This window comes from Serratia sp. CY43202 (assembly GCF_052168755.1).
Classification (GTDB): domain Bacteria; phylum Pseudomonadota; class Gammaproteobacteria; order Enterobacterales; family Enterobacteriaceae; genus Serratia; species Serratia bockelmannii.
Map to the genome: position 1 here is coordinate 260515 of NZ_JBJNMB010000004.1, position 23924 is coordinate 284438.

Genomic DNA, 23924 nt, shown 5'->3' on the forward strand with positions numbered 1-23924 from the left:
AATGGCTAAATAACGCGCCGCTATCCGGCAATCTCTGCGTCTTGCTTGCTCACGTCGGCGCGCCGGTTTCTGAGCGCCCACAACAGCGTGGCGCACAGCAGTGAAAAGGCGGCCAGCACCAGCGGCCCGGCATGCGGGCTGTGAAAACGCTGTTCCGCCTCCGTGCGGATCAGCGGGGCTAAGAAGCTGAATGCGGCGCCGAGCGTGGTGCAAAAACCGATGCCGGCCGCCAGCGCCGGGCCGGTGAGCACCTGCGCGGGAAACGTCCAGAAAATCGGCTGTACCGCCAGGAAACTGACTGCGCAGCAGCTCAGGGCGACGATAGCGAGCAGAGGGCCGGCATAGGAAGAAACGACCAACCCCAGCGCTGCCGCGACCATGCACCCCACGGCGATCGGTAATCTTCTGGCGGTTTTTCTGTCGGCATAGCGCGGCAGGAAATAGACGCCCAGCGCGGAGAACGCCCAGGGAATGGCGGCCACCAGCGAGGCCTTGAAACCGAGATGGGTGCCCATCAGCGAGGCGACCTGCGACGGCAGGAAAAACATCAGGCCGTACACGCCGATTTGCAGGGTGCCGTAGATCAACGCCAGATGCCAAACGGTGCCGCTTCTCATTGCCGCTTTGACGCTGCTGGTTTCAGTCTGCTGCTGTTCGTCAGCCAACTGTGTGACCAATGCCGTGCGTTCTTCCTCGGTCAAAAAGCGAGCCTGCCGAGGGTTATCGTCGAGATAGAAAAAGGCGAAGACGCCGAGGGCGACGGCCGGCAGCCCTTCCAGCACGAACATCCAGAACCAGCCGGGTTTACCCAACACGCCGTGCATCTCCAGCAATGCCCCCGACAGCGGTGAGCCGAGCGTCAGGGCCGCCGGCACGCCGAGCACGAAAATGCCAATGACCGAGGCGCGCACCTTATTGGGAAAATAGATCGACGCCAGCAACAGGATGCCAGGGTAAAAGCCGGCTTCGGCGATCCCCAGCAGAAACCGCAGGATGATAAATTGCTGTTCGTTGGTCACCAGCCCGGTACAGGCCGACAGCGCCCCCCACAGTGCGGTGGTGGCGCTAAGCCAGCGTTTGGCGCCCCAGCGGTTCATCAGCAGATTGGCCGGGATGCCGAACAGCGCATAGGCGGCAAAAAATATCCCGGCGCCCAATGCGAAGGCGGATTGCGACAGCGCGATGTCGATAGCCATCGCGTCCTTGGCAAAGCCGACGTTAACCCTGTCGATAAACGCGATGAAGTACATGGCGAACATCAAGGGCACCAGTCTGCGCCAGGTTTTGCGGATGGCGGCGTTGAGCGCTGGAACGGCATAGGTGGCGTGATTCACTGGCGATAACCTCTCTTCTGAGAATGACAAGCGTCGGTCATAAGGACCGTCCTGGCGCCGTTGCCCTCAACACGACGGTCACAGCGGATTTTCTTCGTGAGATATAAAGGTCTAAAGGACTAATGGTCAGGCCTTTAAGGGCGAAAAAAATGCCGCGTATCGGGTCGGCAGGTTGATGCAGACATCACCATAGTGAATGGTGTGTTGCTTTTTTGTTAATCAAACGTTCACACAGGGCTATGGCGCGTTCAAGCGTTTTGATCGAGATCTGTGTGCGTTATCACCGAATTGGCAACCCGGTGATAGACCTGGAGTAGGGCGCTTTCATCTCGGGAGTGAGGACGATAAGGTGAAGCACGGCAAAACAGAATGCAGGAGCGCAACATGCTGAAGGTCATCGCTGAAGATTTTATCCATCCGGAACACATTGACACCGTTATGCCATGGTATCGCGAGCTGGTGGCGAAAACCCGTCAAGAGCCGCTGTGCATCAGTTATGAACTGTGCATCGACCAGCAGGATCCCGGGCACTTTATTTTTATCGAAAGCTGGCCGGACCGCGCCGCCCTGGACGTGCATTGTCAGACCGAGCATTTCACCCGGCTGGTGCCGCAGATCAATCAGTATCAGCGCAAGCCTTGCACCTTCCTGTTTATGCAGGCGTTTCCTGAAACAGGCGATAAATAGGCGAAAAAATCCCCGCAGGGGGCGGGGTCAATGGCTTCTCACTACTATCTTGTTGTGATTAAAAAATAGGCTGATAATGATTTTCATTCTCTAAGAATGCTCTTAAATGAATCAGCTTGGTGAATGATTCACTACCCGCTTTTCGCTGGCGGTTTTAATGGCGCGCAGCATGCGGCGTCTTATCAACCCGCTCACCAGGCGAATAGCATACCAATACGGGGTAAACCGCCGCCGGCTGGCGTCGTCGGGGCAGAAGATGCGCGTTTCCGTCACCAGACGGCAGCGCCCACCCTCGAGGGGACTCACGACATACCCCAGCGCCAGTTTGGCGACGCCGGGCTGAGCGAAGGCCAGAAAGCCCGCTCCGTCAGCGACCTGCTCCAGACCGTACTCAGCCTGCCAAAAGCGGCCGATCAGGCCATAGACCAACGCGCTGTCATCCTGCTCAAGCAGGCAAAAATTATGCAGGCCAAACGGCGGCGGGCTGGGCTTATCGCGTGGCATCAGCCGCGCGGGCAATTCGCGCAGCGCTATCATGCTGCGGAAGAAACGATCATGCTTGGGATCGTAGGCGGCCACGGCCGCCAGGATCCGAGCCTGCGGCGCGGCGATGGCGATCGCATGCCGTTCCGAGAACTGGTATTGCCCAAGGTATTTATTCAGCAGCGTCATGCCTTGCATTCTCCCGCCATTCGCTTTGCAGCAGGGCAAAGCCGAATTCGTCGCCCCATGCGCCTTTGAAAAACACGTTTTGCCGCCAATAGGCCTCGCGGCGAAAACCCAACTTGCCGAACAGCGTGGCGGCGCCAAGATTACGCGTGTCCACCACCGCAGTAATACGGTGCTTCGCCAACGGCCCGAACAGCAGAGCGATGACGGCGCTCAGCGCCTCGCGCGCCAGCCCTTGCCGCTGGTGGCTGGGCGCGAAGGTCACGCCCAGTTCAGCCTGGCGCCCCTCATCGAAGAAATGCACCGCGACATCGCCGAGCAACGCGCCGTCCTCACGGCGCTCGACCGCCAGCTGGAACCAGCTGTCGTCACGGTTGAACGCGAGCTGCCGTTGCCGTTCGAAAAAGGCCTGCGCATCGGTGGCGCTGTAGTCGCTCCAGCTTTGATAGCGCGCCACGTCAGGGTGACTGCGGTAGGCGGTAAAGTGGGGCAGATCGTCGGCCGTGAACGGGCGCAGGATCAGTCTGGGGGTCTGCAGAGGCAAAAGGCGCATTATTTTTCCTTATCAGCGCATTAGGACTACCGGCAGTGTAACCCAGCGCCGAGAGGCGGGCTGCGTAAAATGAGCGGTGGAGGACAAACGGGAAATGCCGGTTCAGACGAACCGGCAGGGGCATTATCGGCGGGCGGCGGCCTGACGCAGGCGCTCGACCGGGCCTTGTTGAAAATCGAATGAGGGGGCTTCTTGCCGTGCCAGCCCCTGGCGCACGATGGCCTTCACCGCTTGGCTGGCAGCAAGATCTTTTCCGGCGATCTGTTCGGCGATGCGCAGCGCTTCTTCCCGGGCCGTCCCCTCGCTGATACGGGAAATGGCGCCGTGTGACAGCGCCTCCTGTGCGCCGACGGTTCTGCCGGTCAGCAGCCAGTCGAGCGCGACATAGGGGGAGATACGCGTCGGCAAGCGCGCGCACCCACCTTGTGCGGCGACTAACCCGAGCCCGGTTTCGGGGAAGCTGAAGCGTGCGTTCTGGCCGGCGACGAGCAGATCGCACGCCAGCGCCAGCTCAAATCCGCCTCCGTACGCGATGCCGTCAACGGCGGCGATGATCACCTTGGCAATCTGTGCATGGATCAGCCCGCCAAACCCCTCCGGCGTGACGATGGGCAGTTCACCCTGATGAAAGGCGTTGATATCCATGCCGGCGGAAAATACCGCCGGGTGGCCGGCCAGCACGATCGCTCGCACCGAGTCATCGTTATCCGCCCGCCGCAGGTAGGTGCGGATCAACTCGGCCATCTGCAGGTTGATGGCGTTCTTTTTTTCCGGCCGATTAAGGGTGATGACCGCAACCTGCGCGCCATGGCGCTCATAAAGCACCGGAAGAACTTCACTCATCGCTGGCTTCTCCCCGGAAAAACAACAGCGTCAGCAGCAGGGCGATGGCGCCGAGCGGCAGCGAAAACAGCGGCAGGTAATAGGCCGGCAGCGCGTAGAGCGTCAGGCCGCCCAGCATCCCGCCCGCCGCGATGCCGGCGTACAACACCGAGCTGTTGAGCGACACGGTCAGCGCGCCAAAGCGTTTCGATAGCGACAACAGGTGATGCTGGATCGGTACTAGGTACATCCAGCCGGTAATGCCCCAGACGAGGAAGATGGCCAGTACCCACCAGGGCGAGGTGACATAAAAGGCCAGCAAAAACAGAGACAGCGTCTGGATCGCCACGGAAAACAGCAGCACGAACTTGCTGCCGAGGGCATCGGTTAACGCGCCGGAGGCAAAATTGCCGATCACCGCGCCAATGCCGAACACCAGCAACGCGAGGGGCAGGATCGCCTCAGGGCCGAACTGGGTGTTTTTCAGCAACACGCTGACGTAGCTGTAGACGATGTGTTCCGAGCAAACGGCAAAAAAGGTGATCAGCAGCGTAGTCAGCACCGCCTTTTGCCGCAGCGGGGCGAGCCGCTCTTTCAGCGAATGCTTGCCCGATGGCGCAATGGCGCGCAGCGCCAACGACAGGCCCAGCAGCGCAATCGCCCCCAGCAGGGCGATGAACAGAAAGATTTCACGCCAGCCGATCAGTTTGGCGAGAAAGGTACCGAACGGAATGCCGAGCGCAATAGCCAACGTCATGCCGCCATAGACGATGGAAATAGCCAGGCCGCGGCGTTTTTCCGCCACCAGTCCCACCGCGGCGGCGGCGGCCTGCGGCGTGTAACAGGCCGCCCCCAATGCCGCCAGCACTCTGCCGAACGCGATCTGCAGATAGCTGGTGGCCCAGGCGCAGGCCAGGTTGCCGGCGATGAACAGCACCAGCGCCAACTGCAGGATATGCTTGCGGTTGACGTTGCCCAGCAGCCAGGCGGTGAGGGGGGCGAACAGCATATAGGCCAGCGCGAATACCGATATCAACTGCCCCGCTTGCGCGGGGCTGACGGCAAAGGTGTCGGAAATATCGCTGAGTACGCCGGCGACGATAAAAGCGTCGGTGCCGATGGCGAAGGTACCGGTCGCCATCAGGCAGAGCGTGATCAGATGGCCGTTATAATCCGCTAACTTCATCCTGCCCTCCGCAGATCGTTTGCTGCCCAGACCCGGCCTAGTGCCGCCAGGAAGGTCTCCACGTCGGCATGGGAATGTGCCGAGGTCGGCGTTACCCGTAGTCGCTCGCTGCCTGCAGGCACCGTCGGGGCATTGACCGGTTGCACGTAAATATCATGCTCATCGAGCAGCACTTTACTGATGTGTTTGTTGCGGTGCGGATCGCCGACCAGCAGCGGCAGGATATGGCTGTCTGCCGACACCAGCGGGATGCCGGCGGCGCGCAGGCCGGTTTTCAGGTGATCGACGATCGCCAGCAGGTGCTTGCGCTGGGTGTCATGCTCGAGGTTGTATTTAAAACTGGCCAACGCGGCGGCTACCACCGGCGCCGGTGACGAGGTGCTGAAGACGAATGCCGGGGCCCAACTGCGCACCGCTTCCACCACCGAGCGGGGCGCGGCGATATAGCCACCCGCCGCACCGTAAGACTTGCCGAATCCGCCTTGGATAATAGTGATTTTATCCAACAGGCCCAGCTGTTCGGCATAGCCCAATCCCCGTTCGCCATACACGCCGGCCGAATGAATTTCGTCGAGATAGGTCAGCGCCTGATACTGTTCCGCCAGCGCCACGATCTGCGCCAGGGGAGCAAAGTCACCGTCCATGGAATACAGCGATTCGAAGGCAATCAGCTTTGGCCGCGCCGGATCGGCGGCCTGCAGCAGCTCGGCGAGGTGTGCTACATCATTGTGGCGGAAGATTTTTTTCTCCGCTTTACTGTAGCGAATCCCGTAAATCATCGAGGCGTGATTCAGTTCGTCGGAGAACACGATCAGATCGGGAATGGCGTCGCACAGGGTGGATAAGGTGGCGTCGTTGGCGCCGAAACCGGTGGTGAACAGCAGCGCCGACTCTTTGCCGTAGGCGCTGGCCAGCAGCGTTTCCAGCTCGCTGTGGTAGACCGAGGTGCCGGAAATGCTGCGGGCGCCGCAGGTGCCCAGCCCGACCCGGTTAACCGCGTCGGTGGTGGCCAGCAGCACTTTGGGGTGGTGGCTCATTGCCAGATAGTCGTTCGAGCACCAGACGTTGAGACGGCGCTCGCCGTGGTGCCCGTGGCTGGTGGCCCAGGGTTTGTCCTGCACGCCGCGTTCAAGGTTGAGAAACTCGCGAAAACGCCCCTGTTTTTTGGTTTCCGCCAGCTTTTCTTCAAGAATGTTCAGTACGCTCATCGTATGTTCCTTGTGTTAAACGGCTTTAAGGTTTAATGACAGGCCCTGACCGACGCCGACGCACATCGTCACCAATGCGTTGCTTGCCTGTCGGTCGCGTAATTCCAGCGCCGCCGACAGCACCAGGCGCGCACCGGACATCCCCAGCGGATGACCGAGCGCGATGGCGCCGCCGTTCGGGTTGACCCGCGCGTCGTTGGCGTCGATGCGCCAGTGTTTCAGCGCCGCCAGAACCTGTGAGGCGAACGCTTCGTTAATCTCGATGATGTCGAAGTCGTTCAAGGTGAACCCGCCGCGCTGCAGTAAGCGCTCGGTGGAGGCGATCGGCCCCAGCCCCATCAGCGCCGGTTCAACGCCGGCGGCCGCGCTGTCGCCGATCTCCGCCAGCGGTTGCCAGCCCTGGCGTTTCACGTAGCGACCGGAAGCCAATAGCAGCGCGGCGGCGCCGTCGTTGATGCCGGAAGCATTGCCCGCCGTGACCGAACCGCCGGCGGAGAACGCCGGTTTCAGCGCCTGCAGCTGTTGCAACGTGCTGAGCCGGGGAAATTCATCCTGCGCGAATGTGCGGGTGTTTTTACGATCCGCCGGCACGTCCACGGGCGTGATTTCCCGCGCCAGCCGGCCGCTGTCGATCGCCCGGCGGGCCTTTTGCTGCGAGGCCAGCGCGAACAGATCCTGTTCCTCGCGTGAGATATGTTGCCGTTGGGCCACGTTTTCCGCCGTGATGCCCAGCGGGTCGCTGCCGTAGCGCTCCGCCAGCCGCGGATTGACGAAGCGCCATCCCAACGTGGTGTCATACAGCTTCACGCCTTTGTCGAACGGCGTTTCGCCCTTGCTCAGCACATAGGGTGCGCGGCTCATGCTTTCCACACCGCCGGCCAAAACCAGTTCGCTAAGACCGCTGCGGATTTTCGCCGCGGCGTAGATCACCGCATCCAACCCGGATGCGCAAAGGCGGTTGAGGGTGATGGCCGGCACCGACGGGTCCAACCCGGAAAGCAGCGTTGCCATGCGGGCGACGTTGCGGTTGTCTTCGCCGGACTGATTGGCGCAGCCCAGAACCACTTCGTCCAGATTCGCTTCCGCCGCCGGATGGCGCTGCAGCAGGCCGCGAATGATCGTCGCCGCCATGTCGTCGGGGCGGGTATGCGCCAGGCTGCCGCCATAGGCGCCGATCGCCGTGCGCGTGCCGTCGATCAGATAAACGCCGTCATCGTTAATGTTCATCATGGCTCCTCAAGGCGTGGTCGTCAGCGCCGGTTGCGCGGCGTGCAGAAGGGTGTAATGCGGCGCATAGCGCGCTGCGTGCAGCAGCTGCGCCAGATTGCTCAGCGTCGTCCTGACGTTTTTCTCCCCCAGTTTGCCGAGCCAGTCGAAAATGCCGCCGGCGTAGTTAACGCCCGCGACGGCGGCGACATCAATGTCTTCCCGGCTGCAGACGCCGCTTTCCACCATGATCACCGACTCATTGATCAGGCTGCTGAGGACGCGAGCGACGATCAGCGCCGGGGAATCTTTGATAAATTCAACCTGCGGGATCGCAGTGTGCAGCAGGCGTAAAAACAGCGCCTTATTGGCCGCAGAGGCATAGCGATTGTGCGCCGCAACCAGATACGCCGTGTCGGCGTAGTTCAGGGCGATGTCGACCACAAAAGCGTCAGCCGTCGTCTGCTCGGCTAACTGGCTCGCCGTGCGGCCATCGGTGATGCTGACGGTGAATGCGCCATTGATCTGGACGGCCGGCCCCAGGCTCGGTAAGGCCGGCCGTTGTTCCACGCGCAGCTGTGGCCACTGACGTGCGGCTCGCTGTTGCAACAGGGTAAAAAAAGGGTGTTCGCCGTAAACGCGCAGCGTCTCGACGTCTGCATCGATGGCGGCCGTCACTGGCGGGGCGGTTTCTTCGGCGGTAAAATAGGAGCGGCCGTTCTTTTTCCCCAACAGACCGGCATCGACCAGCGAACGCTGCAGATGGCCGGGGGTATAGCGCGGGTCGTATTGCATGTCCTGCCAGATTTGCCGGCTGACCTGATAGTTGATGTCCTGGCCGATAAAATCGGTCAGCTCGAGCGGCCCCATGCGGAAGTGTCCGCCGGCCTTGAGGGCACGGTCGATCTGCGGCGCGCGCGCCACGTGTTCTTCCAACAGGCGGAACCCTTCCAGGTAGTAGGGGCGGGCCATGCGGTTAACGATAAACCCCGGCGTGGCCTGGCAGACGACATCGCGTTTCCCCAACGCGGCCACCAGTTGACGGCAACGTTCCGTGGTGGCGTGTGCGGTAAAGTAGGCCGGGATGATTTCAATCAGTTTCATCAGCGGCGCAGGGTTGAAAAAGTGCAAACCGATAAACCGCTCGCTGTGCGTCACCGCGGTTGCCAGCTTGTTAAGCGACAGTGAGGAGGTATTGGTGGCGATCAGCGTATCGGGCTTGACCACCGCGGCGATGGCCGCCAACACCTCAAGTTTGGTTTGTTCATGCTCGGCGATGGTTTCTATCACCAACTCGCTGTCGGCGATAGCCACAAGCGCCGTCGAGAACACCAGATTGGCCAGCACTGAGCTTTTATCCTGCAGCGCGATCTTGCCCTGTTCGACTTTCTTGTTCAGGTCTTGCGCGATATATTCGCGAGCCTGATTGAGGGTATTGCCGTTGCGATTATAAAGCACCGTACGAATGCCTTTTTGCGCGAAAAGATAAGCGATGCCTCTGCCCATCGTTCCCGCGCCGATAATCGCAGCCGATTGAATTGCCGCATTACTTTCTGCCATAGAAAATCCCCGTCACTGTATGCCATGCGAAATTCGCAAATGCTTATTATCTCTTTGGATTTACGGCGGCACCGGGTGCCTGTTTGGAAAGTAATTGGCGGTGTCCTGGCTGTCTAACGGTAGAAATGACAGGTTTACGTCCTGAAGGGATTATGCTATTCGCGTAGTTTTCCTGTTCGGCGCAATAAAAAGGCTTATTTTGAGGGGAATAGCTGTTTTCGTTATAGCGTTGGTATTTTTTATTATATGAAACGGCTACTGGCGCCGGGCGGCGATATTCTATAGTGAGTCTGACCTATCGATAATCGGCATCGCTATATGGAGAACCTGCGTTATGGATACCCGCACTCAACGGCTCATGGCGGAGGTGATTGGCAGCCTGGCCGATCGCGAATGCTTTCTGACGCAACTGGGGCCCTGCGCCGAGGCGTTGGGGTTTGATTATTTCTCCTACATCGTGTTTTCCTGTTATCCGGCCAGCCGCCCCAAGATGCTGATCGAAGGTAATTTTTCAGCAGAGTATCTCGAAGATTATCGGCGGCAGCGGGTGTATTTGCAGGATCCGGTCATTGAGCGCGCTCACCATTCCACGCTGCAGTTCCAGTGGGACGAACGTTTTTATCACGATCGGCCGACGCTTTGGCGACGTATGGCGCAGTTTGGCCTGTGCGCCGGTTGGTCGCAGTCGGTCAAGGATTGCTATGGCAGGCTGGGGATCCTGACGTTTGCCGGCACAGCGCTACCGGAGCAAACGCCACAAGCGCGTGCGGCAAATGAAACCTTTTTCCTTTGGCTGGCGCAAACCGCCCATAAAACGCTGCGTGAAGCCTTGATATCGGTGAACGACGACGCGATAAAAGACGTGCTGACGCTGCGCGAAAAAGACATTTTACGCTGGTGCAGCGAAGGGAAAACGGCGGAAGAGATCGCGCTGTTGATGGGGGTGAGCGAGCGCACGATCAATTTCCACATAGGCAACTCGATTAAAAAACTTTCTGTCGCCAATAAGACCGCCGCCACCGCCAAAGCGGTTTATTTACAGCTGATTTAATCTCGAGAAATAAATAATTAATCGCCTATCCGTTATCGGTGTGATGTTTATATTTTGTTAAATTAAAAGCTATCCTTATCAGTATTTACCCCCCGATCACAAAAGCGTGATAAAGCGATTCACCGCGCCCGTACGCGGCAGTATTCTGTTGGCACCCGGTTTACATAGAAAGGATGTGATATGTACAAGACTATTTTAGTGCCGATCGATATTGAAGAGGATCTGTTGACCGAGCATGCGCTGAAGCATGTGGAATATTTGGCGAAGATGTCCGGCGCTAAAGTGCATTTCTTCCATGCGCTACCGGATGCCTCGGCTTTTGTTACTGCCTATTCGTTCGGTCTCAAGGAATTTGAGAATCAGGCGGAGGTGAAGGCGGTGGACAAACTGAAGAAAATCATGTCGGAAATCGATCTGCCGTTGGATCGCCTTAATTACACCGTCAGCTTCGGTTCTGCGCGCGATCAGGTGTTGGAACTGGCGGAAGAGATCGACGCCGACCTGATCATTATCGGTTCACGGCGCCCGAGCGTGAAAACCTATCTGCTGGGATCTAACGCCGCCGCCATCGTTCGCCATGCCAATATTTCGGTGATGGTGGTCAGATAATCCCTCTTAAGCCCACCGTTTTCGGGCGCGCTCTGCGGTTGCCGGTCTGCGGCAGAGCGTGCCTTGCGTTTTATTGCCATCTCAGTGTGAGCTGCTACGATTTTAGCTGACGTTTTTATGCCACCCGGGTCACCGGCCTTGCGCATATTCTTCATCTCAGCCAGAAGAGGGGCAGCTATGCCATTAGAAGTCGATGGGATCATTAGAGGCGATCGGGGCAGTGAACCGAGCCGTTGGCAACATGCGTCAACCAAACCGCTTATCACGCTGACCTGGCATCACACCATTCCTTGGAACTGTTTGCGTAATGTCTGGAATGGTCTGGTGGCGGGGCAGCATTGGAACGCGCTGGACGAGTTTATGAACCTGATCGGTGTGCCAAACCGTGCCGAGGTGATCACACAGATCAAGAATAAAAACCTGCAGGATCGCGATGGATTACACACTCTGGTGACCTGGCAAGGATGGAACATCGTCGAGGGGCCTGGTAATGAGTATCGTGCGCAGGGGGACGATCCCGGTGAAAACTTCGACGGTTGGTCGGGTAAGGGGATGAGCACTAATCAGCAAGCGACGCTGCAGCAGGTCAACGTGTTGTATCAGGTGATGGCGCCGCTGGGAAGCCGTGCGCTGGACGCCGCCAGACAGGCGCCGAACATTTCTGCGGAAGAAGCGAGCGTCTTGCAACGGACGATTAAACAGACCCGTCCAACGTTGCGAGGAAAGGAACCGATCCGGTGGCAAGAAGACATGTGGCATCAGGTGCAGCCGGGTAAAGAGGCGAAACACTTCGCCCGTTGGGACACCAAACCGGTGTGGCGCAAGCGCCTGCACAGCGATCTGGCTCAGGCTGGATAAGCCTTTCCCCGCGCCGGGTTGCCGGCGCGGGGCATCAATCCGGCGCTAATCGCACAGCGCCATTATTTCGTCGTACAATGTCCTGGGAATTTCCACGCCGTATTGCTCGCTCTGCCGCCGTTGTCGATAACGCCGCTCGCCGGGGATGCGTGCGCCTTGCGCCTGCATATCGGCAAACATCGCTTCTGCTCCGGCGAAATATTTCGCCTTATCCGCACCGAGAAAACGCTCGGGATCCAACGCGATGATCAACTCACCGCCGTAAGGCGACGAACCGGTGCCGTTGTCATAGGCCAGCGATTCCTTGCTGGTCATATCGCCGATCAGCGGCCCTGCCAGCAATTCAACCATCGCCGCCAGCGCCGAGCCCTTATGCCCACCGAAGGTCAGCATCGCGCCCTCCAACACGCTGGCGGCATCGGTGGACGGATTGCCTGCCTTATCAATGCCCCAGCCTTCAGGCAGCGGGGTGCCAGCGCGGTGGTGCAGTTCGATTTCGCCGCGCGCCGCCGCGCTGGTGGCCATATCGAATAAAAACGGCGGCCGATCCGGGCGTGGCCAGCCGAAGGCGATGGGGTTGGTGCCAAACAGCGGACGCGAACCGCCGGCCGGCGTCACCCACGCGTGGCTGGGTGTGCAGGCTAAGGCCACCAACCCCTGTTCGGTTAGCGGTTCTATGTCGGCCCACAGCGCGGAGAAATGCACGCAGCGGTTGATCGCCAGCGCGGCGATGCCATTGGCGCGCACCTTACCGATAAAGGCCGGCAGAGCGGTGCGGTAGGCCAGCAGGGAAAACGCGCCGCCGGCGTCGGCACGCAAGATGGCCGGCGCCTGGTCGAACAACTTGGGTACCGCATCGGCAGAGACCTTGCCTACCCGCAACGATCGCACGCAGCCCAACAGCCGGTATAAGCCGTGAGAAGCGCAGCCGTCGCGTTCGCCCTGGGTGACATTTTGCGCCACCGCTTCGGCATGTGCCTGATTGAAACCGTTGCTGCGCAGCGTACGCAGCGCCAGTTGATAAGCCTGTTCCAACGACAGAACGTGCATGGATGTCATCTCGATGTCCCCCCTGGGTTCATTCTTCTTCATCGCCGATAAAATTGGCCTGGGGTAAACAGGTATAGGCGCCCCAGTAGTAAATCGCCAGCGCAATCACCGCCATGGTGAAGGTGTCCCACGGATGGGCAATAGCGCCGATGCCGCCGAAGCTGCTGAGGTAGGAAAGCCCGATCACCAGCGCATAGAAGACGATCAGCCACAACGAGGACCAAATTTGCTGCCGAAGGCTAACGGCGTGGGTCGGCACCTGATTTTTGAACAGGATATAGATGAAGAACATCAGGATCTGCAAGCCGAGCAGCCAGGAGACGGTGTCCCAGCCGGACCAGAAGACGATCAACGCCGAAATGATAAACGACAGCGGGCCGAGCACGCAGAAAGCGCGCACCCGGAACGGACGCGGCATATCGGGCGCATTGCGCCGCAGCCCGGCGGCGGTGACCGGGGCGATGGCGTAGCTCAACACCAGTGCGGCGGACACCACGCCGATCAGCTTTTCCCAGGACGGGAATGGCAGCGTCCAGAATACCGAGAGAGCGAAGGTCAACCACAGCGCCGGACGCGGGATACCGGACTCGCTATCCACCCGGGTGAACAGTTTGAAGAAGGTGCCGGCGCGCGCCCAACCGTAGATCACGCGAGGCGTGGCGTTCATATAGATGTTGCCGGTGCCGCTCGGCGAAACGATCGCGTCGCTGACTACCAGAAACGCCAGCCATCCCATGCCCAGCGTGATGGCGATGTCGCGGAACGGCAGGGAGAACTGTTGGCTGATGCCGGCCCAGCCACCGCTTAGCATCTCGCTAGGGATACTGCCGAGAAACGCTATCTGCAGCAGCACATAGATGATGGTGGACAGCACCACCGACAGGATCAGCGCGATAGGAATGGTGCGCTGCGGCCTTTGCACCTCGCTGGCGACCGAAATGATCGGCGTCAGGCCGAGGTAGGCGAAGATGATGCCGCCGGCGGAAATGGCGGCCTCAACCCCGGCGGAACCGAAAGGGGCAAAGCCCTGGCTGTGCAGGTTTTCCGGTTTGAAAAAGCTGAACAACACCACGATCACCAGCAGGGGCACCAGAAACTTCAGCACGCTGATCAGGTTATTGGATTTGGCGAAGGTTTTGACGCTGTAGTAGTTGAGCGCGAAGAAAAAACACAGCAGCGCCAGCTGCACCAGCCAGCCGATCGCTGTTGGATCGCCGGACCCCGGCTGGCTGAGGAACGGGAACCAGGCGGCAGCGTACTGCCGGGCGGCGACGACTTCGATGGCGATCAGGCTGGAGAAGGCGATCAGCGTGATAAACCCCAGCAGGTAACCCATTAGTTCACCGTGCGAGAATACCGGATAGCGAATGATGCCGCCGGCGCGCGGCAGAGCGGCGCCCAACTCGCAGTAGACGATGCCGAGCAGCAGCACCGCCAGGCCACCGATCAGCCAGGAATAGATGCCGGCCGGGCCGGCGATAGAGGAGACGTGGCTGGCGGCGAACAGCCAACCGGAGCCGAAGATGGCGCCCAGACCGATGAACGTCAGATCGGTGAGCGTAAGCTGCTTCTTGAATTTGCCTTGGGTTGTCATGGTATTACCCTTTTGTTATTGAGTGGCAGGCAGATGCGGCCGGGCTAATGTTGGGCAGGTGAAACCAGGGGATCTCGGGTGTAAGCGCCGTTAACCAGTCGCAGCAGGTTGAGCGGGTTGGCGTCCTGCAGCGCCGGCGGCAACAGCGCAGCAGGGGTGTTTTGCAAACAAACTGGCCGCAGGAAGCGCTCGATCGCCAGCGTGCCTACCGAGGTGCCGCGTGCGTCGCTGGTCGCCGGGTAAGGGCCGCCGTGCACCATGGCGTCGCACACTTCCACCCCGGTCGGGTACCCGTTGAATAGCACCCGACCGGCTTTGCGCGCCAACAGTGCCGTTAGCCCGGCGGCCATATCGAGATCGTCGTCGTCCGCCAGCAGCGTGGCGGTCAACTGGCCTTGCAATGCCGTTAGCGCCGCATGCAGCTGCGCTTCGTTATCCATCGCCACCAGGATGCTGGCCGGGCCGAAGACCTCCTGTTGCAGCAGCGGGTCGGCCTGCAGCAACAGCGCCCCCTCCGCCTGATAAAGCTGCGCCGCCGCCCGAAAAGCAGGCGTTTCGCTTCGGCCTGCCAGCCGCCGCATACCCGGGTGGGCATCGAGGGCCGCCAGCCCGTGACGGTAGTGCTCCAGGGTGCCGGCATTCAGCATCGGCTGCGGCTCGGCGGCGTTGACCAGGGCGCTCATCGTTTCGGTTAACCGATCAAAGGCGGCGCCGCGCAGCGCGACGATCACGCCGGGCTTGGTGCAGAACTGACCGCAGCCGAGCGTGAAGGAAGAGACCAGTTCCTGCGCGATGTGCTGCCCGCGCCGCGCCAGCGCCTTGGGCAGGATCACTACCGGGTTGATGCTCGACATTTCGGCGAAGACCGGAATAGGTTGGGGACGTTGCATCGCCAGATCGAACAGCGCCCGGCCGCCTTGCAGCGAGCCGGTGAATCCCACCGCCTGAATCGCCGGGTGTTTTACCAAATCGGCCCCTACGCGGTTGCCGAAGATCATGTTGAAGACGCCGGCGGGCATCCCCGTGCGTTCCCGTGCGCGCTCGATCGCCTGAGCGGTTAGCTCGGCGGTAATCATATGGCCGCTGTGCGCTTTGAACACGACCGGGCAGCCGGCGGCGAGCGCGGCGGCGGTATCACCGCCCGCGGTGGAGAACGCCAGCGGGAAGTTGCTGGCGCCGAATACCGCCACCGGGCCGAGCGCCGTGCGGTATTGACGCAGATCGGGGCGCGGCAGGGGGGAACGCTGCGGCAGCGCGCAGTCGATGCGCACGCCTTCGACATCGCCGCGCCGCAGCAGCGTGGCGAACAGCCGCATCTGACCGCTGGTTCTGGCGCGTTCGCCGCTCAAGCGCGCCGCCGGCAGGGCCGTTTCCTGTGTGGCGAGGGCGAAGAAGGTTTCGTCCAAGGCCTCTAGCTCCTCGGCGATGGTGTCCAAAAAGTTCGCGCGTTGCTCGGAGCTGAGTTGCGAATAGGGCACAAAGGCCGCGGCGGCGGCTTCGGCGGCGGCGGCGGTTTCTGCTGCCGTGGCCTGGTGGAAGCGGTAGCCGGTCGGCTGACCGTCGTCGGCGCGCAGGCTGAGCAGCGCAGCTTCCCCTGCGGCGCGGCGCTGGCCGCCGATAAATTGTTGGCCGCTGATGGCGACGTGGCGTTCGTTGGGCATGGGTTCCCCCGGTAAATAAAGAGCGACGCCCGGCCTGGCCGGGCGGTGAAGGCGTTACAGGCCGACGTTCGGCAGCGCCGGACGAGTGGCCAGCGCTTTATCGATCACGGCATTGATCTCGGTGAGCGTTTCCCCCTGCAGCGCCAGGCGCGGTGGGCGAGTGACGGCGCTGCCGCGGCCAACCCGCTGTTCGCAGAGCTTGATGCATTGCACCAGATCGGGGCGGGCATCGAGGTGCAGCAGCGGCATGAACCAGCTGTACAGCGCCAATGCTTCCTCATAGCGCTTTTCCTTAGCCAGACGGAACAGGGTTTCCCCTTCGCGCGGGAAAGCATTGGACATGCCGGAGATCCAGCCTTGCGCGCCGACGGCGATGCTTTCCAGCACCACATCGTCCAACCCGGCGAACAGCACGAAGCGATCGCCGACTTCGTTGCGTAGGTCGATAAAGCGGCGCGTATCGCCCGAGGAGTCTTTGAAACACACGATGTTCTCGCAGTCGACCAGCGAGGTCAGGATGTCGGGTGTGACGTCATTTTTGTAAATGGGGGGGTTGTTGTAGACCATGATCGGCAGATCGGTCGCGCCGGCGACGCTGCGGAAGTGCGCGGCGGTTTCGTGCGGCTTGGCGGAATAAACCAGCGCCGGCATCACCATAATGCCATCGACACCGGCCTTTTGCGCTTCACGCGCCATGTTCTGCGCGAAGGCGGTGGTGAACTCGGCGATGCCGGCGATCACCGGCACTTTGCCGTCGGCGGCGTCTCTCGCCACTTCGATCACCGCCAGCTTTTCCTGCATCGTCATCGAGGTGTTTTCACCGACGGTGCCACACACCACCAGACCGGAGACGCCGTCGCGCACCAGGTTTTTGATCACCGTATGGGTGGCGTCGAGGTCCAGAGAGAAATCGTTGCGGAACTGGGTCGTCACCGCCGGGAATACGCCGCTCCAGCTTATGGCTTTATGGCTCATAGTGTTTGTCCTGTCGTCCGAAAGTGTTAATGAAAAGTGAATCTTTAGTAAGGCTCACCGACAGATTGACCGGTATTGCGCAGGGAGGCTTGACGCTTTTCGCCGATTGCCGCGACGAAATTGGCACAATGGCGGCGGAAAGCGGGCATGAAAAAACCAGGCGCCGGTGCGCCGTGAGGAGAGGGAGGTAACCAGGTAAATCAGCGCGTTAAGCGGAAAGCGTCAGGCGGAAATCGCGCGGCGTGGAGCCGGTCATCGCTTTGAACTGACGGCTGAAGGCGCTGTGATCGGTATAGCCGCACTGTAGCGCGATGTCGGTGATTGGCAGATCGCCGGCCAGCAGTTCCGTGGCCTTTTCCAGCCGCACTTTATGGATCATCTGGCGCGGGGTGAGGTGGAAGATACGTTTGCAGTAGCGTTCAATCTGCGCCACCGACAACCCGGTCAGCGCCGTCAGCTCTTCAAGCGCGATCGGTCGCGCGTAGTGGCGGCGGATATGCACGTCGATCGCCGCCAGCCGTTGGTAGGCCGGGTGATTGGCCCTGGCCTCCTGCAGGTCGTGAGAAATACCCGCCATACCGATGATTCTTCCCTGCGCGTCATACAGCGCCAGCTTTTGCGTCAGGCACCAGCCGGTTTCTCGGCCATTGTACAGGTGCATCTCCAGTTGATCCTGGATCAGCACGCCGTGGCGCAATACCCGCAGATCCTGCTCGGTGTAGCCGGATCCGAGCTGAGCGGGAAAAACGTCGGCGGAGGTCTTGCCCAGCAGCGGCGTGACGGTTTTGAAACCGCAGCGCTTGGCCAGCGTGAGGTTGGCCAGCAGGTAGCGAGCCTGGGCGTCTTTGATAAAGAACACCACGTTCGGGATCGCGTTCAGCAACGGCGCGATCAGCGCCAGTGTATTCAGCAGATCGCGCAGGTTGTTCGGGCGCTGTTGCGCCAGTCCGTCGCACAGACGCGACAGATGTTCGACGGCAAAAACGTCCTCCTGCTCCGGCAACCCAACAAGCGAAGGCGGCGAGAGAGAAACCGGAGGCTGATAGTCTGAAGTGGATCGCATAACAGTCCCTTTTCGGTCGTTAGCCGGAAAAACAGGCGGGCCAGGTTGGCACTTTCGCATCAATATTAACTTTTCTGTAACGAAGCAAGCGCTATTTCCGGCCGGCTGCTAAATATGCGGATTGCCGCATACTTTTGCCGGGCGGTGTTTGGCAGTTGCTTGAAAACTGCGGTGTTTCTCGCTACACAAAGGTTTAGCATGGAAATAACAATATGATAAATAAGTCATTATTATGGCATTCGTTAAGCGTATACCCGCGCCGCGTCAGACCTGACTTTTATCACTGTGCTGATTTCTTCATTCGCCGCGCCGAAACGCATCAAGCCGCCATGCCCACATTCGTTCAGGCTAATGCCATTGGTAACATCTCATTAACTCAGGAGACGCCGATGGCACTTTCTGCGCATATCACCGCTTTGCGGGCGATCGATTCTCATACCGGCGGAGAGCCGACACGTCTGATCGTGGAAGGGTTTCCCGATCTCGGCGAGGGCAGCATGGCGGAACGGCGGGCGCGTTTCGCGCAACATTATGACGATTGGCGCTGCGCGGTGATGCTCGAACCGCGCGGCAATGACGTGCTGGTGGGGGCGCTGCTGTGTCGCCCCTGCTCGCCGCAGGCCACCGCTGGGGTGATCTTCTTTAACAACAACGGCTATCTGGGTATGTGCGGGCACGGCACTATCGGGCTGATCGCTTCGCTGGCGCACCTGGGGCGGATCCACGCCGGGAGCCATCTCATCGAGACCCCGGTCGGCACGGTAAACGCCACGCTGCATGACGACGGCAGCGTCACGGTGGAGAACGTGGCGGCTTATCGTTACCGTCGCCAGGTGCGGCTTGAGGTTGGGGGATACGGGCCGGTGACGGGGGATATCGCCTGGGGCGGTAACTGGTTCTTCCTGATCGGCGAGTCGCCGTTACCTATCGATAGACAAAATCTGGAGGCATTGACCGCGTTCACCTGGGCGGTGCGGCAGACATTGGAACAGGCGGGCATCTGCGGTGAAGACGGCGGAGTGATAGACCATATCGAACTGTTCGGTGACGATCCGCAGGCCGACAGCCGAAGCTTCGTGTTGTGCCCCGGCAAAGCCTATGATCGTTCTCCGTGCGGTACCGGTACCAGCGCCAAACTGGCGTGTCTGGCGGCGGACGGCAAACTGCCACCGGAAACGCAGTGGCGGCAGGTCAGCGTGATCGGTAGCGAATTCCAGGCCTATTACCGCTGGAATGGCGAACGTATTACTCCTTTTATTCGCGGGCAGGCCTATGTGTGTGCCGATAGCCAACTGCTGCTCGACGAACGCGATCCCTTTGTCTGGGGAATACGCTGATGGGCACCGGACAGAAAGCAGATGTCATCGTGATCGGCGCCGGCATCATCGGCGCTGCCTGTGCCTGGCGGTTGGCGCGGGAAGGGTATCGTGTCTCGGTAGTGGACGATCGTCGCGCAGGTGCGACCGCCGCCGGCATGGGGCATCTGGTATGCATGGACGATAATCCGGCTGAGCTGGCGTTGAGCGCTTATTCGCTGCGGTTATGGCGTGAAGTGACGGGGCGGATGCCGCAAGCGTGTGCCTGGCGCGGCTGCGGAACGCTATGGCTGGCGGATAAAACGGATGAAATGGGCATTGCCGAACAAAAGCGGGCGCGGCTGGCGGAGCAGGGTGTGACTGCGGAACTGCTGACGGCGGAGCAGATCGCCGCCGTGGAGCCGATGCTGCGGCACGGCCTGGCCGGTGGGCTGCGGGTGCCGGCCGACGGCATTGTGTATGCGCCGCTCGTGGCTCGCTGGCTGTTGGACGACGGTAGTGCGGCGATCGAAGTGGTACATGGTGAAGCGACAGCACTGGAGGAAGGGGCAGTGAGGCTGGCGGATGGCAGGCGCCTGGCTGCGCCACTGGTAGTCCTGGCCTGTGGCCTTAGGGCCAATAGCCTATTGCCGCAGGCTTTGCTGCACGCCAAGAAGGGCCATCTGGCGATCACCGATCGCTACCCGCCGCGGGTGCGGCATCAACTGGTGGAGTTGGGATATGGCGCCAGCGCGCATGCCAGCGACGGTACGTCGGTGGCATTCAATGTGCAGGCACGGCCCACCGGACAATGGCTGATCGGCTCTTCCCGCCAGTTCGATGCCGTCGATTCGGCGTTGGACATGCCAGTGTTGGCGGCGATGCTCAAGCGTGCGCAGCATTTCTTGCCCGCACTGGCGCAGATGAACATCATTCGCTGCTGGGCCGGGCTGCGCGCTGCTTCTGCAGACGGGCTGCCGTTGTTGGGCGCACATCCGCGGCATTCCTGGCTGTGGTTGGCGCTGGGGCACGAGGGATTGGGTGTCACAACCGCCCTTGGTAGTGCCGCGCTGATTACTGCGCAGATCGGCCGGCAAACGCCGGAGATTGATGATTCCCCCTATTTGGCGGCGCGCGCGTTTGCCGTCGAGGAGCTGCCTGTATGAATGAAAGACAAAATACGCTCTCGTTGAGTATCGATGGAGAGCACCGGCGGGTGCCGGTTGGCCTCAGCGTTGCTGCGGCACTCAGCCTGTGCGGTGACGATCGTTGCCGGTTGTCGATTTCACACCAACCACGGGCCCCCTTTTGCGGCATGGGCATTTGTCAGGAGTGCCGGGTGACCATTAACGGTCTGCGTCGCCTGGCGTGCCAGACGCTGTGCCAAGCCGGCATGCGCATCGAGAGGAGCGATGATGAGTAACTTCGACTGTGAGGTGCTGATCGTCGGCGCTGGGCCGGCCGGCATGGCGGCGGCGCTGGCCGCTGCGGAAAGTGGTGGTCAGGTACGAATGATTGATGATAATCCACATCCAGGCGGACAAATCTGGCGCGATGGACCGCAGGTGGCATTGCCTGAAATGGCGAACCGCTATCGGCAGGCGGTGGTGACGAAGGAAAATATTGCGCTGCAGTCCGGCTGCAAGCTGGTGGCGCAGTGTGGCGCTAACCGATTGGCATATGAAGATGCCGAAGGCTGTGGCGTGATTCGCTATCAAAAGTTGATTTTATGCAATGGCGCTCGTGAACTCCTGTTGCCGTTTCCCGGCTGGACGCTGCCGGGGGTGACCGGCGCCGGTGGTCTACAGGCGCAAATCAAGCAAGGGCTGACAATCCGCGGTGAGCGAGTAGTGATAGCAGGCAGTGGTCCACTGCTGTTGGCGGTGGCGAACAGCGTAAAACAGGCCGGCGGCGAGGTGGTGCTGGTGGCTGAGCAGGCACCGCTTTGGCGGTTGGCGGCGTTTGCGGGCGGCTTGTGGCGCTGGCCAGCCAAGCTGCATCAGGCGTTTTCTCTGATGCCGCATCGTTATCGTGCCGGTAGCCGGGTGCTGGCGGCGTTGGGGCAAGACCGTTTAACCTCGGTGCACGTCAATAACGGTGGGCGGCAAAGAACGATCGCCTGCGACAGGTTAGCCTGCGGTTTTGGATTGGTGGCGAACATTGAGTTGGCCATGCTGCTGGGGTGTCGGATAGAACACGGTGCCGTAGCGGTGGATCATTGTCAGCAAACCAGCCAGGCGCAAATTTATGCCGCCGGGGAATGTACCGGCATCGGCGGCAGTGAATTGGCGCTCACCGAAGGCGCCATCGCCGGTTATGCCGCCACCGGCCAGAAGGAAAAAGCCGATTTTATGATGGCGCAGCGGCAGCGGTGGCGGCGTTTCGCCACGGCGACAGCGGCCGCTTTTACGCTCGATGAACGCATGAATTCTCTGGCCAAACCGCAGACGCTGCTGTGCCGCTGCGAAGACGTCGCGCTGGAACAGGTCCGCCATCAGCCGGATTGGAACACGGCTAAGCTAAGTAGCCGCTGTGGCATGGGGGCATGCCAGGGTAAAGTCTGCGCGGCGGCGGCGAGGCAGCTTTTGGGCTGGCCTTTGCCACCGCCGCGTGTGCCTTTAACGCCGGTCAGGGCGGAAACACTGGTTGCGCTGGGGCTGAACCGAAGTGATGACGACGGCTGAATGGATTAGCGGCATGTCACCCTAGGCAAACGCCGCCACATCACCATTGCGGCCAATAGTAGGTTTTCTCTCGCCAACCTTTGCTGTACATACAGGCTTCGATGGTGGCGTTTCGGGCGGACTGATTGCGGTCGGTCTGCACCGTCTTAATCGACGGCTCTTTGTCATAGCGGTATCCCGATGGGCAATCTTTCTTATTTTTCTCGCAAGGGATGTATTTGTTTTCGTAGCTGAACTCCACGTCCCGCACCACGTCCGGCGGAAAACGATCGTAGCCGCGGCTGCGGCATTCGGCATATTCGGCATCCCGGGTACTCTCGACCGCGCCGGGCCTTTCCCATTGGGTGCAGGCGGTCATCATCAAAAGCGGCAAAACAATCAAACAACGGTAATTCTTCATGGTGTCCCTAACTCTTTCTCTGTCCTGAGGCTCTCCGACTAGGAATGTTCCTAACTGGCGAGGTAGGAAAGTGTAATAAACTGGCGGAATAATTGGAAATGATAATGGTTATTGTTTAGGTATGATTGAGGAAGTGCCGCGTTGAGAGAGGATGTGGCACATTGGGGAAGTCTGTAGGGATCTGCGACCACACGACGAAGGTGGGTCGATGTGGTGCTGGTTTTATTCATTCTTTTTATGCCGTAATGATCCGAGCGCAATTGCATCGTTTTGATGAGTGAAATAATACGCATGCTAAGTATATTCTTATCTTGCCTGACTATTATTTTTATTTAGGATATTTACCCATGCCAAGGATTTAATACTCGGTATTAATACTCTATTTTTTTATTTCTGTTTTTTTATTGGGGTTTTATTTTCGGGTTTTTTCTGGGGAAGGCTTTTAGTTACAGGGAATTCATTTGCATTTTAAATTTGGATTTTTTAAATTCATTTTAGAGGAAGGGTAATCGTACGCGACAGCGTCAAAAAAGGAGTTTATTTTGTCTGGGATAAAGAAAACGCCTGAAAGTCATGACGGTTTACCTTCACCATCAGAGGATTATGATACTTTCAAGCACCTCTCCGATGTGGGGGCCGTGTTGGGATATGGGCGAACTCGCTTTTATCAGTGGTGCCGCGGACGCGGATTTCTAACCCCAATGAACGTTCCATCACATGAAATGATCAGCCTGGGATATATGGTGGCGGTGTTATCAGAGACCGGTCATACCCGAGTTTACGTCACACAGGATGGTTTCAGTTACGTCAGTGGTGCTTTTGCGGCAGATATCCAACGTGGCATGGTCAAGTTTTAAATCTGCAAGAATCGCCTTTATTTCAATAGCTTTAATGCAGAATCTTCTTATTCCTGCCGGTTTGTGGGTGAGTGGGAAGTTATCCGATTTTTTCGTCTCTGCAGTATGAATGCTACTGGAGACAGCTATTCTCTTGTTACGATAAGCATTATTTTCTTCAGGAGCCAAGGATGAAGCATTACGCCGCGTTGTTATTTGCCTCTGCACTGTTGACGGGATGTGCGACTCAAGTCGTACCGCCGCAACAGGCTGAATTGCCGCCCCCAAGCCGTCTGATGCTCTATCAGAATATCCCGGATACGCCTTACGCTACGGTAGTGGTGGTGCGCGACAGCGGAATGCTAGCGGGGAGCTGTCGCACCGGCGTCTATGTGAATGGGGAGTTCGCCGCTTCGCTGGGGTCGAAAGAGAAAGCAGAATTTCGCGTGCCGCCAGGCAATATTACGGTCAGTATCGGGCAAGATATGATCGAGAATAATCTGTGTATTTGGCGTGAGACCGGCGGCAGTGTACCGATGACGCTGCGCGCCGGTGAAAGCCGCTATCTGCGTATCGCGGGCGATCGGCAGAGAGGCTTCGTTTTGCAGGCAGGGCGGCCGTAA

General features: G+C 59.6%; 24 protein-coding genes. 10 read left to right on the plus strand and 14 right to left on the minus strand.

Translation table 11 applies throughout. The features are described 5' to 3' along the window. Positions 1-20: 20 nt before the first annotated feature. The gene (locus tag ACJ8J5_RS10400) at positions 21-1334 is read right to left on the minus strand and encodes an MFS transporter (RefSeq protein ID WP_025302337.1); all 1314 of its coding nucleotides are present in this window, start codon (positions 1332-1334) and stop codon (positions 21-23) included. A 384-nt stretch (positions 1335-1718) separates the two neighbouring features. Here ACJ8J5_RS10400 and ACJ8J5_RS10405 point away from each other — a divergent pair, with 384 nt between their 5' ends. Further along, positions 1719-2021, plus strand: coding sequence for a putative quinol monooxygenase (locus ACJ8J5_RS10405; protein ID WP_147823345.1), 303 nt, complete (start codon positions 1719-1721; stop codon positions 2019-2021). Between the two features lie 111 nt (positions 2022-2132). On the opposite strand, the gene ACJ8J5_RS10410 is transcribed toward ACJ8J5_RS10405, so the two are convergent. The 7 genes from ACJ8J5_RS10410 to ACJ8J5_RS10440 all read right to left on the minus strand — a co-directional run bounded on the left by ACJ8J5_RS10410 (position 2133) and on the right by ACJ8J5_RS10440 (position 9225). After that, positions 2133-2693, minus strand: coding sequence for a hypothetical protein (locus tag ACJ8J5_RS10410; RefSeq protein WP_147823346.1), 561 nt, complete (start codon positions 2691-2693; stop codon positions 2133-2135). After that, entirely contained in the window at positions 2677-3243 is a 567-nt protein-coding gene (locus ACJ8J5_RS10415; RefSeq protein WP_043141821.1) for a GNAT family N-acetyltransferase, read from the minus strand. The genes ACJ8J5_RS10410 and ACJ8J5_RS10415 overlap by 17 nt, the downstream gene beginning before the upstream one ends. A 123-nt stretch (positions 3244-3366) precedes the next feature. After that, a complete protein-coding gene (locus ACJ8J5_RS10420; protein WP_060432846.1) occupies positions 3367-4086 on the minus strand; it encodes an enoyl-CoA hydratase-related protein in 720 nt (239 codons plus the stop codon). Next, a complete protein-coding gene (locus ACJ8J5_RS10425) occupies positions 4079-5251 on the minus strand; it encodes an MFS transporter (RefSeq protein WP_043141814.1) in 1173 nt (390 codons plus the stop codon). The genes ACJ8J5_RS10420 and ACJ8J5_RS10425 overlap by 8 nt, the downstream gene beginning before the upstream one ends. Next, positions 5248-6459: a 5-aminolevulinate synthase gene (gene hemA / locus ACJ8J5_RS10430; protein WP_015377390.1), complete on the minus strand. Its 1212-nt coding sequence runs from the start codon at positions 6457-6459 to the stop codon at positions 5248-5250. Before hemA ends, ACJ8J5_RS10425 begins: the two co-directional genes overlap by 4 nt. A 15-nt stretch (positions 6460-6474) precedes the next feature. Next, positions 6475-7686, minus strand: coding sequence for an acetyl-CoA C-acyltransferase (locus ACJ8J5_RS10435; RefSeq protein ID WP_060432848.1), 1212 nt, complete (start codon positions 7684-7686; stop codon positions 6475-6477). A 9-nt stretch (positions 7687-7695) separates the two neighbouring features. Continuing rightward, positions 7696-9225 (minus strand): 3-hydroxyacyl-CoA dehydrogenase NAD-binding domain-containing protein, encoded by a 1530-nt coding sequence (locus ACJ8J5_RS10440; RefSeq protein ID WP_414104607.1) that lies wholly within the window; start codon positions 9223-9225, stop codon positions 7696-7698. Between the two features lie 334 nt (positions 9226-9559). Here ACJ8J5_RS10440 and ACJ8J5_RS10445 point away from each other — a divergent pair, with 334 nt between their 5' ends. The 3 genes from ACJ8J5_RS10445 (at position 9560) to ACJ8J5_RS10455 (ending at position 11743) form a co-directional block, all read left to right on the plus strand. Further along, on the plus strand, positions 9560-10276 hold the full coding sequence (locus tag ACJ8J5_RS10445; RefSeq protein ID WP_025302346.1) for a LuxR family transcriptional regulator: 717 nt from the start codon (positions 9560-9562) through the stop codon (positions 10274-10276). 180 nt (positions 10277-10456) lie between these two features. After that, complete coding sequence (locus ACJ8J5_RS10450; protein WP_025302347.1) at positions 10457-10885, plus strand: universal stress protein; 429 nt, start codon at positions 10457-10459, stop codon at positions 10883-10885. 177 nt (positions 10886-11062) lie between these two features. Beyond that, complete coding sequence (locus ACJ8J5_RS10455; RefSeq protein WP_025302348.1) at positions 11063-11743, plus strand: hypothetical protein; 681 nt, start codon at positions 11063-11065, stop codon at positions 11741-11743. A gap of 45 nt (positions 11744-11788) precedes the next feature. Here ACJ8J5_RS10455 and ACJ8J5_RS10460 read toward each other — a convergent pair whose 3' ends face one another. The 5 genes from ACJ8J5_RS10460 to ACJ8J5_RS10480 all read right to left on the minus strand — a co-directional run bounded on the left by ACJ8J5_RS10460 (position 11789) and on the right by ACJ8J5_RS10480 (position 18086). After that, positions 11789-12802, minus strand: a complete 1014-nt coding sequence (locus ACJ8J5_RS10460) for an Ldh family oxidoreductase (RefSeq protein WP_025302349.1) — start codon at positions 12800-12802, stop codon at positions 11789-11791. Positions 12803-12821: 19 nt separating this feature from the next. Continuing rightward, entirely contained in the window at positions 12822-14387 is a 1566-nt protein-coding gene (locus ACJ8J5_RS10465) for an APC family permease (RefSeq protein WP_025302350.1), read from the minus strand. Positions 14388-14431: 44 nt separating this feature from the next. Then, positions 14432-16048, minus strand: coding sequence for an aldehyde dehydrogenase (NADP(+)) (locus ACJ8J5_RS10470; RefSeq protein WP_414104608.1), 1617 nt, complete (start codon positions 16046-16048; stop codon positions 14432-14434). Positions 16049-16102: 54 nt separating this feature from the next. Further along, positions 16103-17023, minus strand: coding sequence for a dihydrodipicolinate synthase family protein (locus ACJ8J5_RS10475; RefSeq protein WP_049204282.1), 921 nt, complete (start codon positions 17021-17023; stop codon positions 16103-16105). A gap of 208 nt (positions 17024-17231) precedes the next feature. After that, the gene (locus ACJ8J5_RS10480) at positions 17232-18086 is read right to left on the minus strand and encodes an AraC family transcriptional regulator (RefSeq protein ID WP_025302353.1); all 855 of its coding nucleotides are present in this window, start codon (positions 18084-18086) and stop codon (positions 17232-17234) included. Between the two features lie 389 nt (positions 18087-18475). On the opposite strand from ACJ8J5_RS10480, the gene ACJ8J5_RS10485 reads away from it, so the two are divergent. The 4 genes from ACJ8J5_RS10485 to ACJ8J5_RS10500 are packed head-to-tail and all read left to right on the plus strand — an operon-like array spanning position 18476 to position 22065. Beyond that, positions 18476-19423, plus strand: a complete 948-nt coding sequence (locus ACJ8J5_RS10485) for a 4-hydroxyproline epimerase (RefSeq protein WP_147823352.1) — start codon at positions 18476-18478, stop codon at positions 19421-19423. Continuing rightward, the gene (locus tag ACJ8J5_RS10490; RefSeq protein WP_167325000.1) at positions 19423-20547 is read left to right on the plus strand and encodes an NAD(P)/FAD-dependent oxidoreductase; all 1125 of its coding nucleotides are present in this window, start codon (positions 19423-19425) and stop codon (positions 20545-20547) included. Before ACJ8J5_RS10485 ends, ACJ8J5_RS10490 begins: the two co-directional genes overlap by 1 nt. Next, a complete protein-coding gene (locus tag ACJ8J5_RS10495; protein ID WP_025302356.1) occupies positions 20544-20804 on the plus strand; it encodes a (2Fe-2S)-binding protein in 261 nt (86 codons plus the stop codon). Before ACJ8J5_RS10490 ends, ACJ8J5_RS10495 begins: the two co-directional genes overlap by 4 nt. After that, positions 20797-22065 carry an NAD(P)/FAD-dependent oxidoreductase gene (locus ACJ8J5_RS10500; RefSeq protein ID WP_025302357.1) on the plus strand — a complete coding sequence of 423 codons (1269 nt, stop codon included), beginning with the start codon at positions 20797-20799 and terminating at the stop codon, positions 22063-22065. The genes ACJ8J5_RS10495 and ACJ8J5_RS10500 overlap by 8 nt, the downstream gene beginning before the upstream one ends. A 40-nt stretch (positions 22066-22105) precedes the next feature. Here the strand turns inward: ACJ8J5_RS10500 and ACJ8J5_RS10505 are convergent, their stop codons facing one another. After that, positions 22106-22465, minus strand: a complete 360-nt coding sequence (locus tag ACJ8J5_RS10505; RefSeq protein ID WP_025302358.1) for a hypothetical protein — start codon at positions 22463-22465, stop codon at positions 22106-22108. A 542-nt stretch (positions 22466-23007) separates the two neighbouring features. On the opposite strand from ACJ8J5_RS10505, the gene ACJ8J5_RS10510 reads away from it, so the two are divergent. Both ACJ8J5_RS10510 and ACJ8J5_RS10515 read left to right on the plus strand, forming a co-directional pair. Next, a complete protein-coding gene (locus ACJ8J5_RS10510; RefSeq protein WP_127146676.1) occupies positions 23008-23322 on the plus strand; it encodes a hypothetical protein in 315 nt (104 codons plus the stop codon). A 170-nt stretch (positions 23323-23492) separates the two neighbouring features. Then, complete coding sequence (locus ACJ8J5_RS10515) at positions 23493-23924, plus strand: hypothetical protein (RefSeq protein ID WP_025302359.1); 432 nt, start codon at positions 23493-23495, stop codon at positions 23922-23924.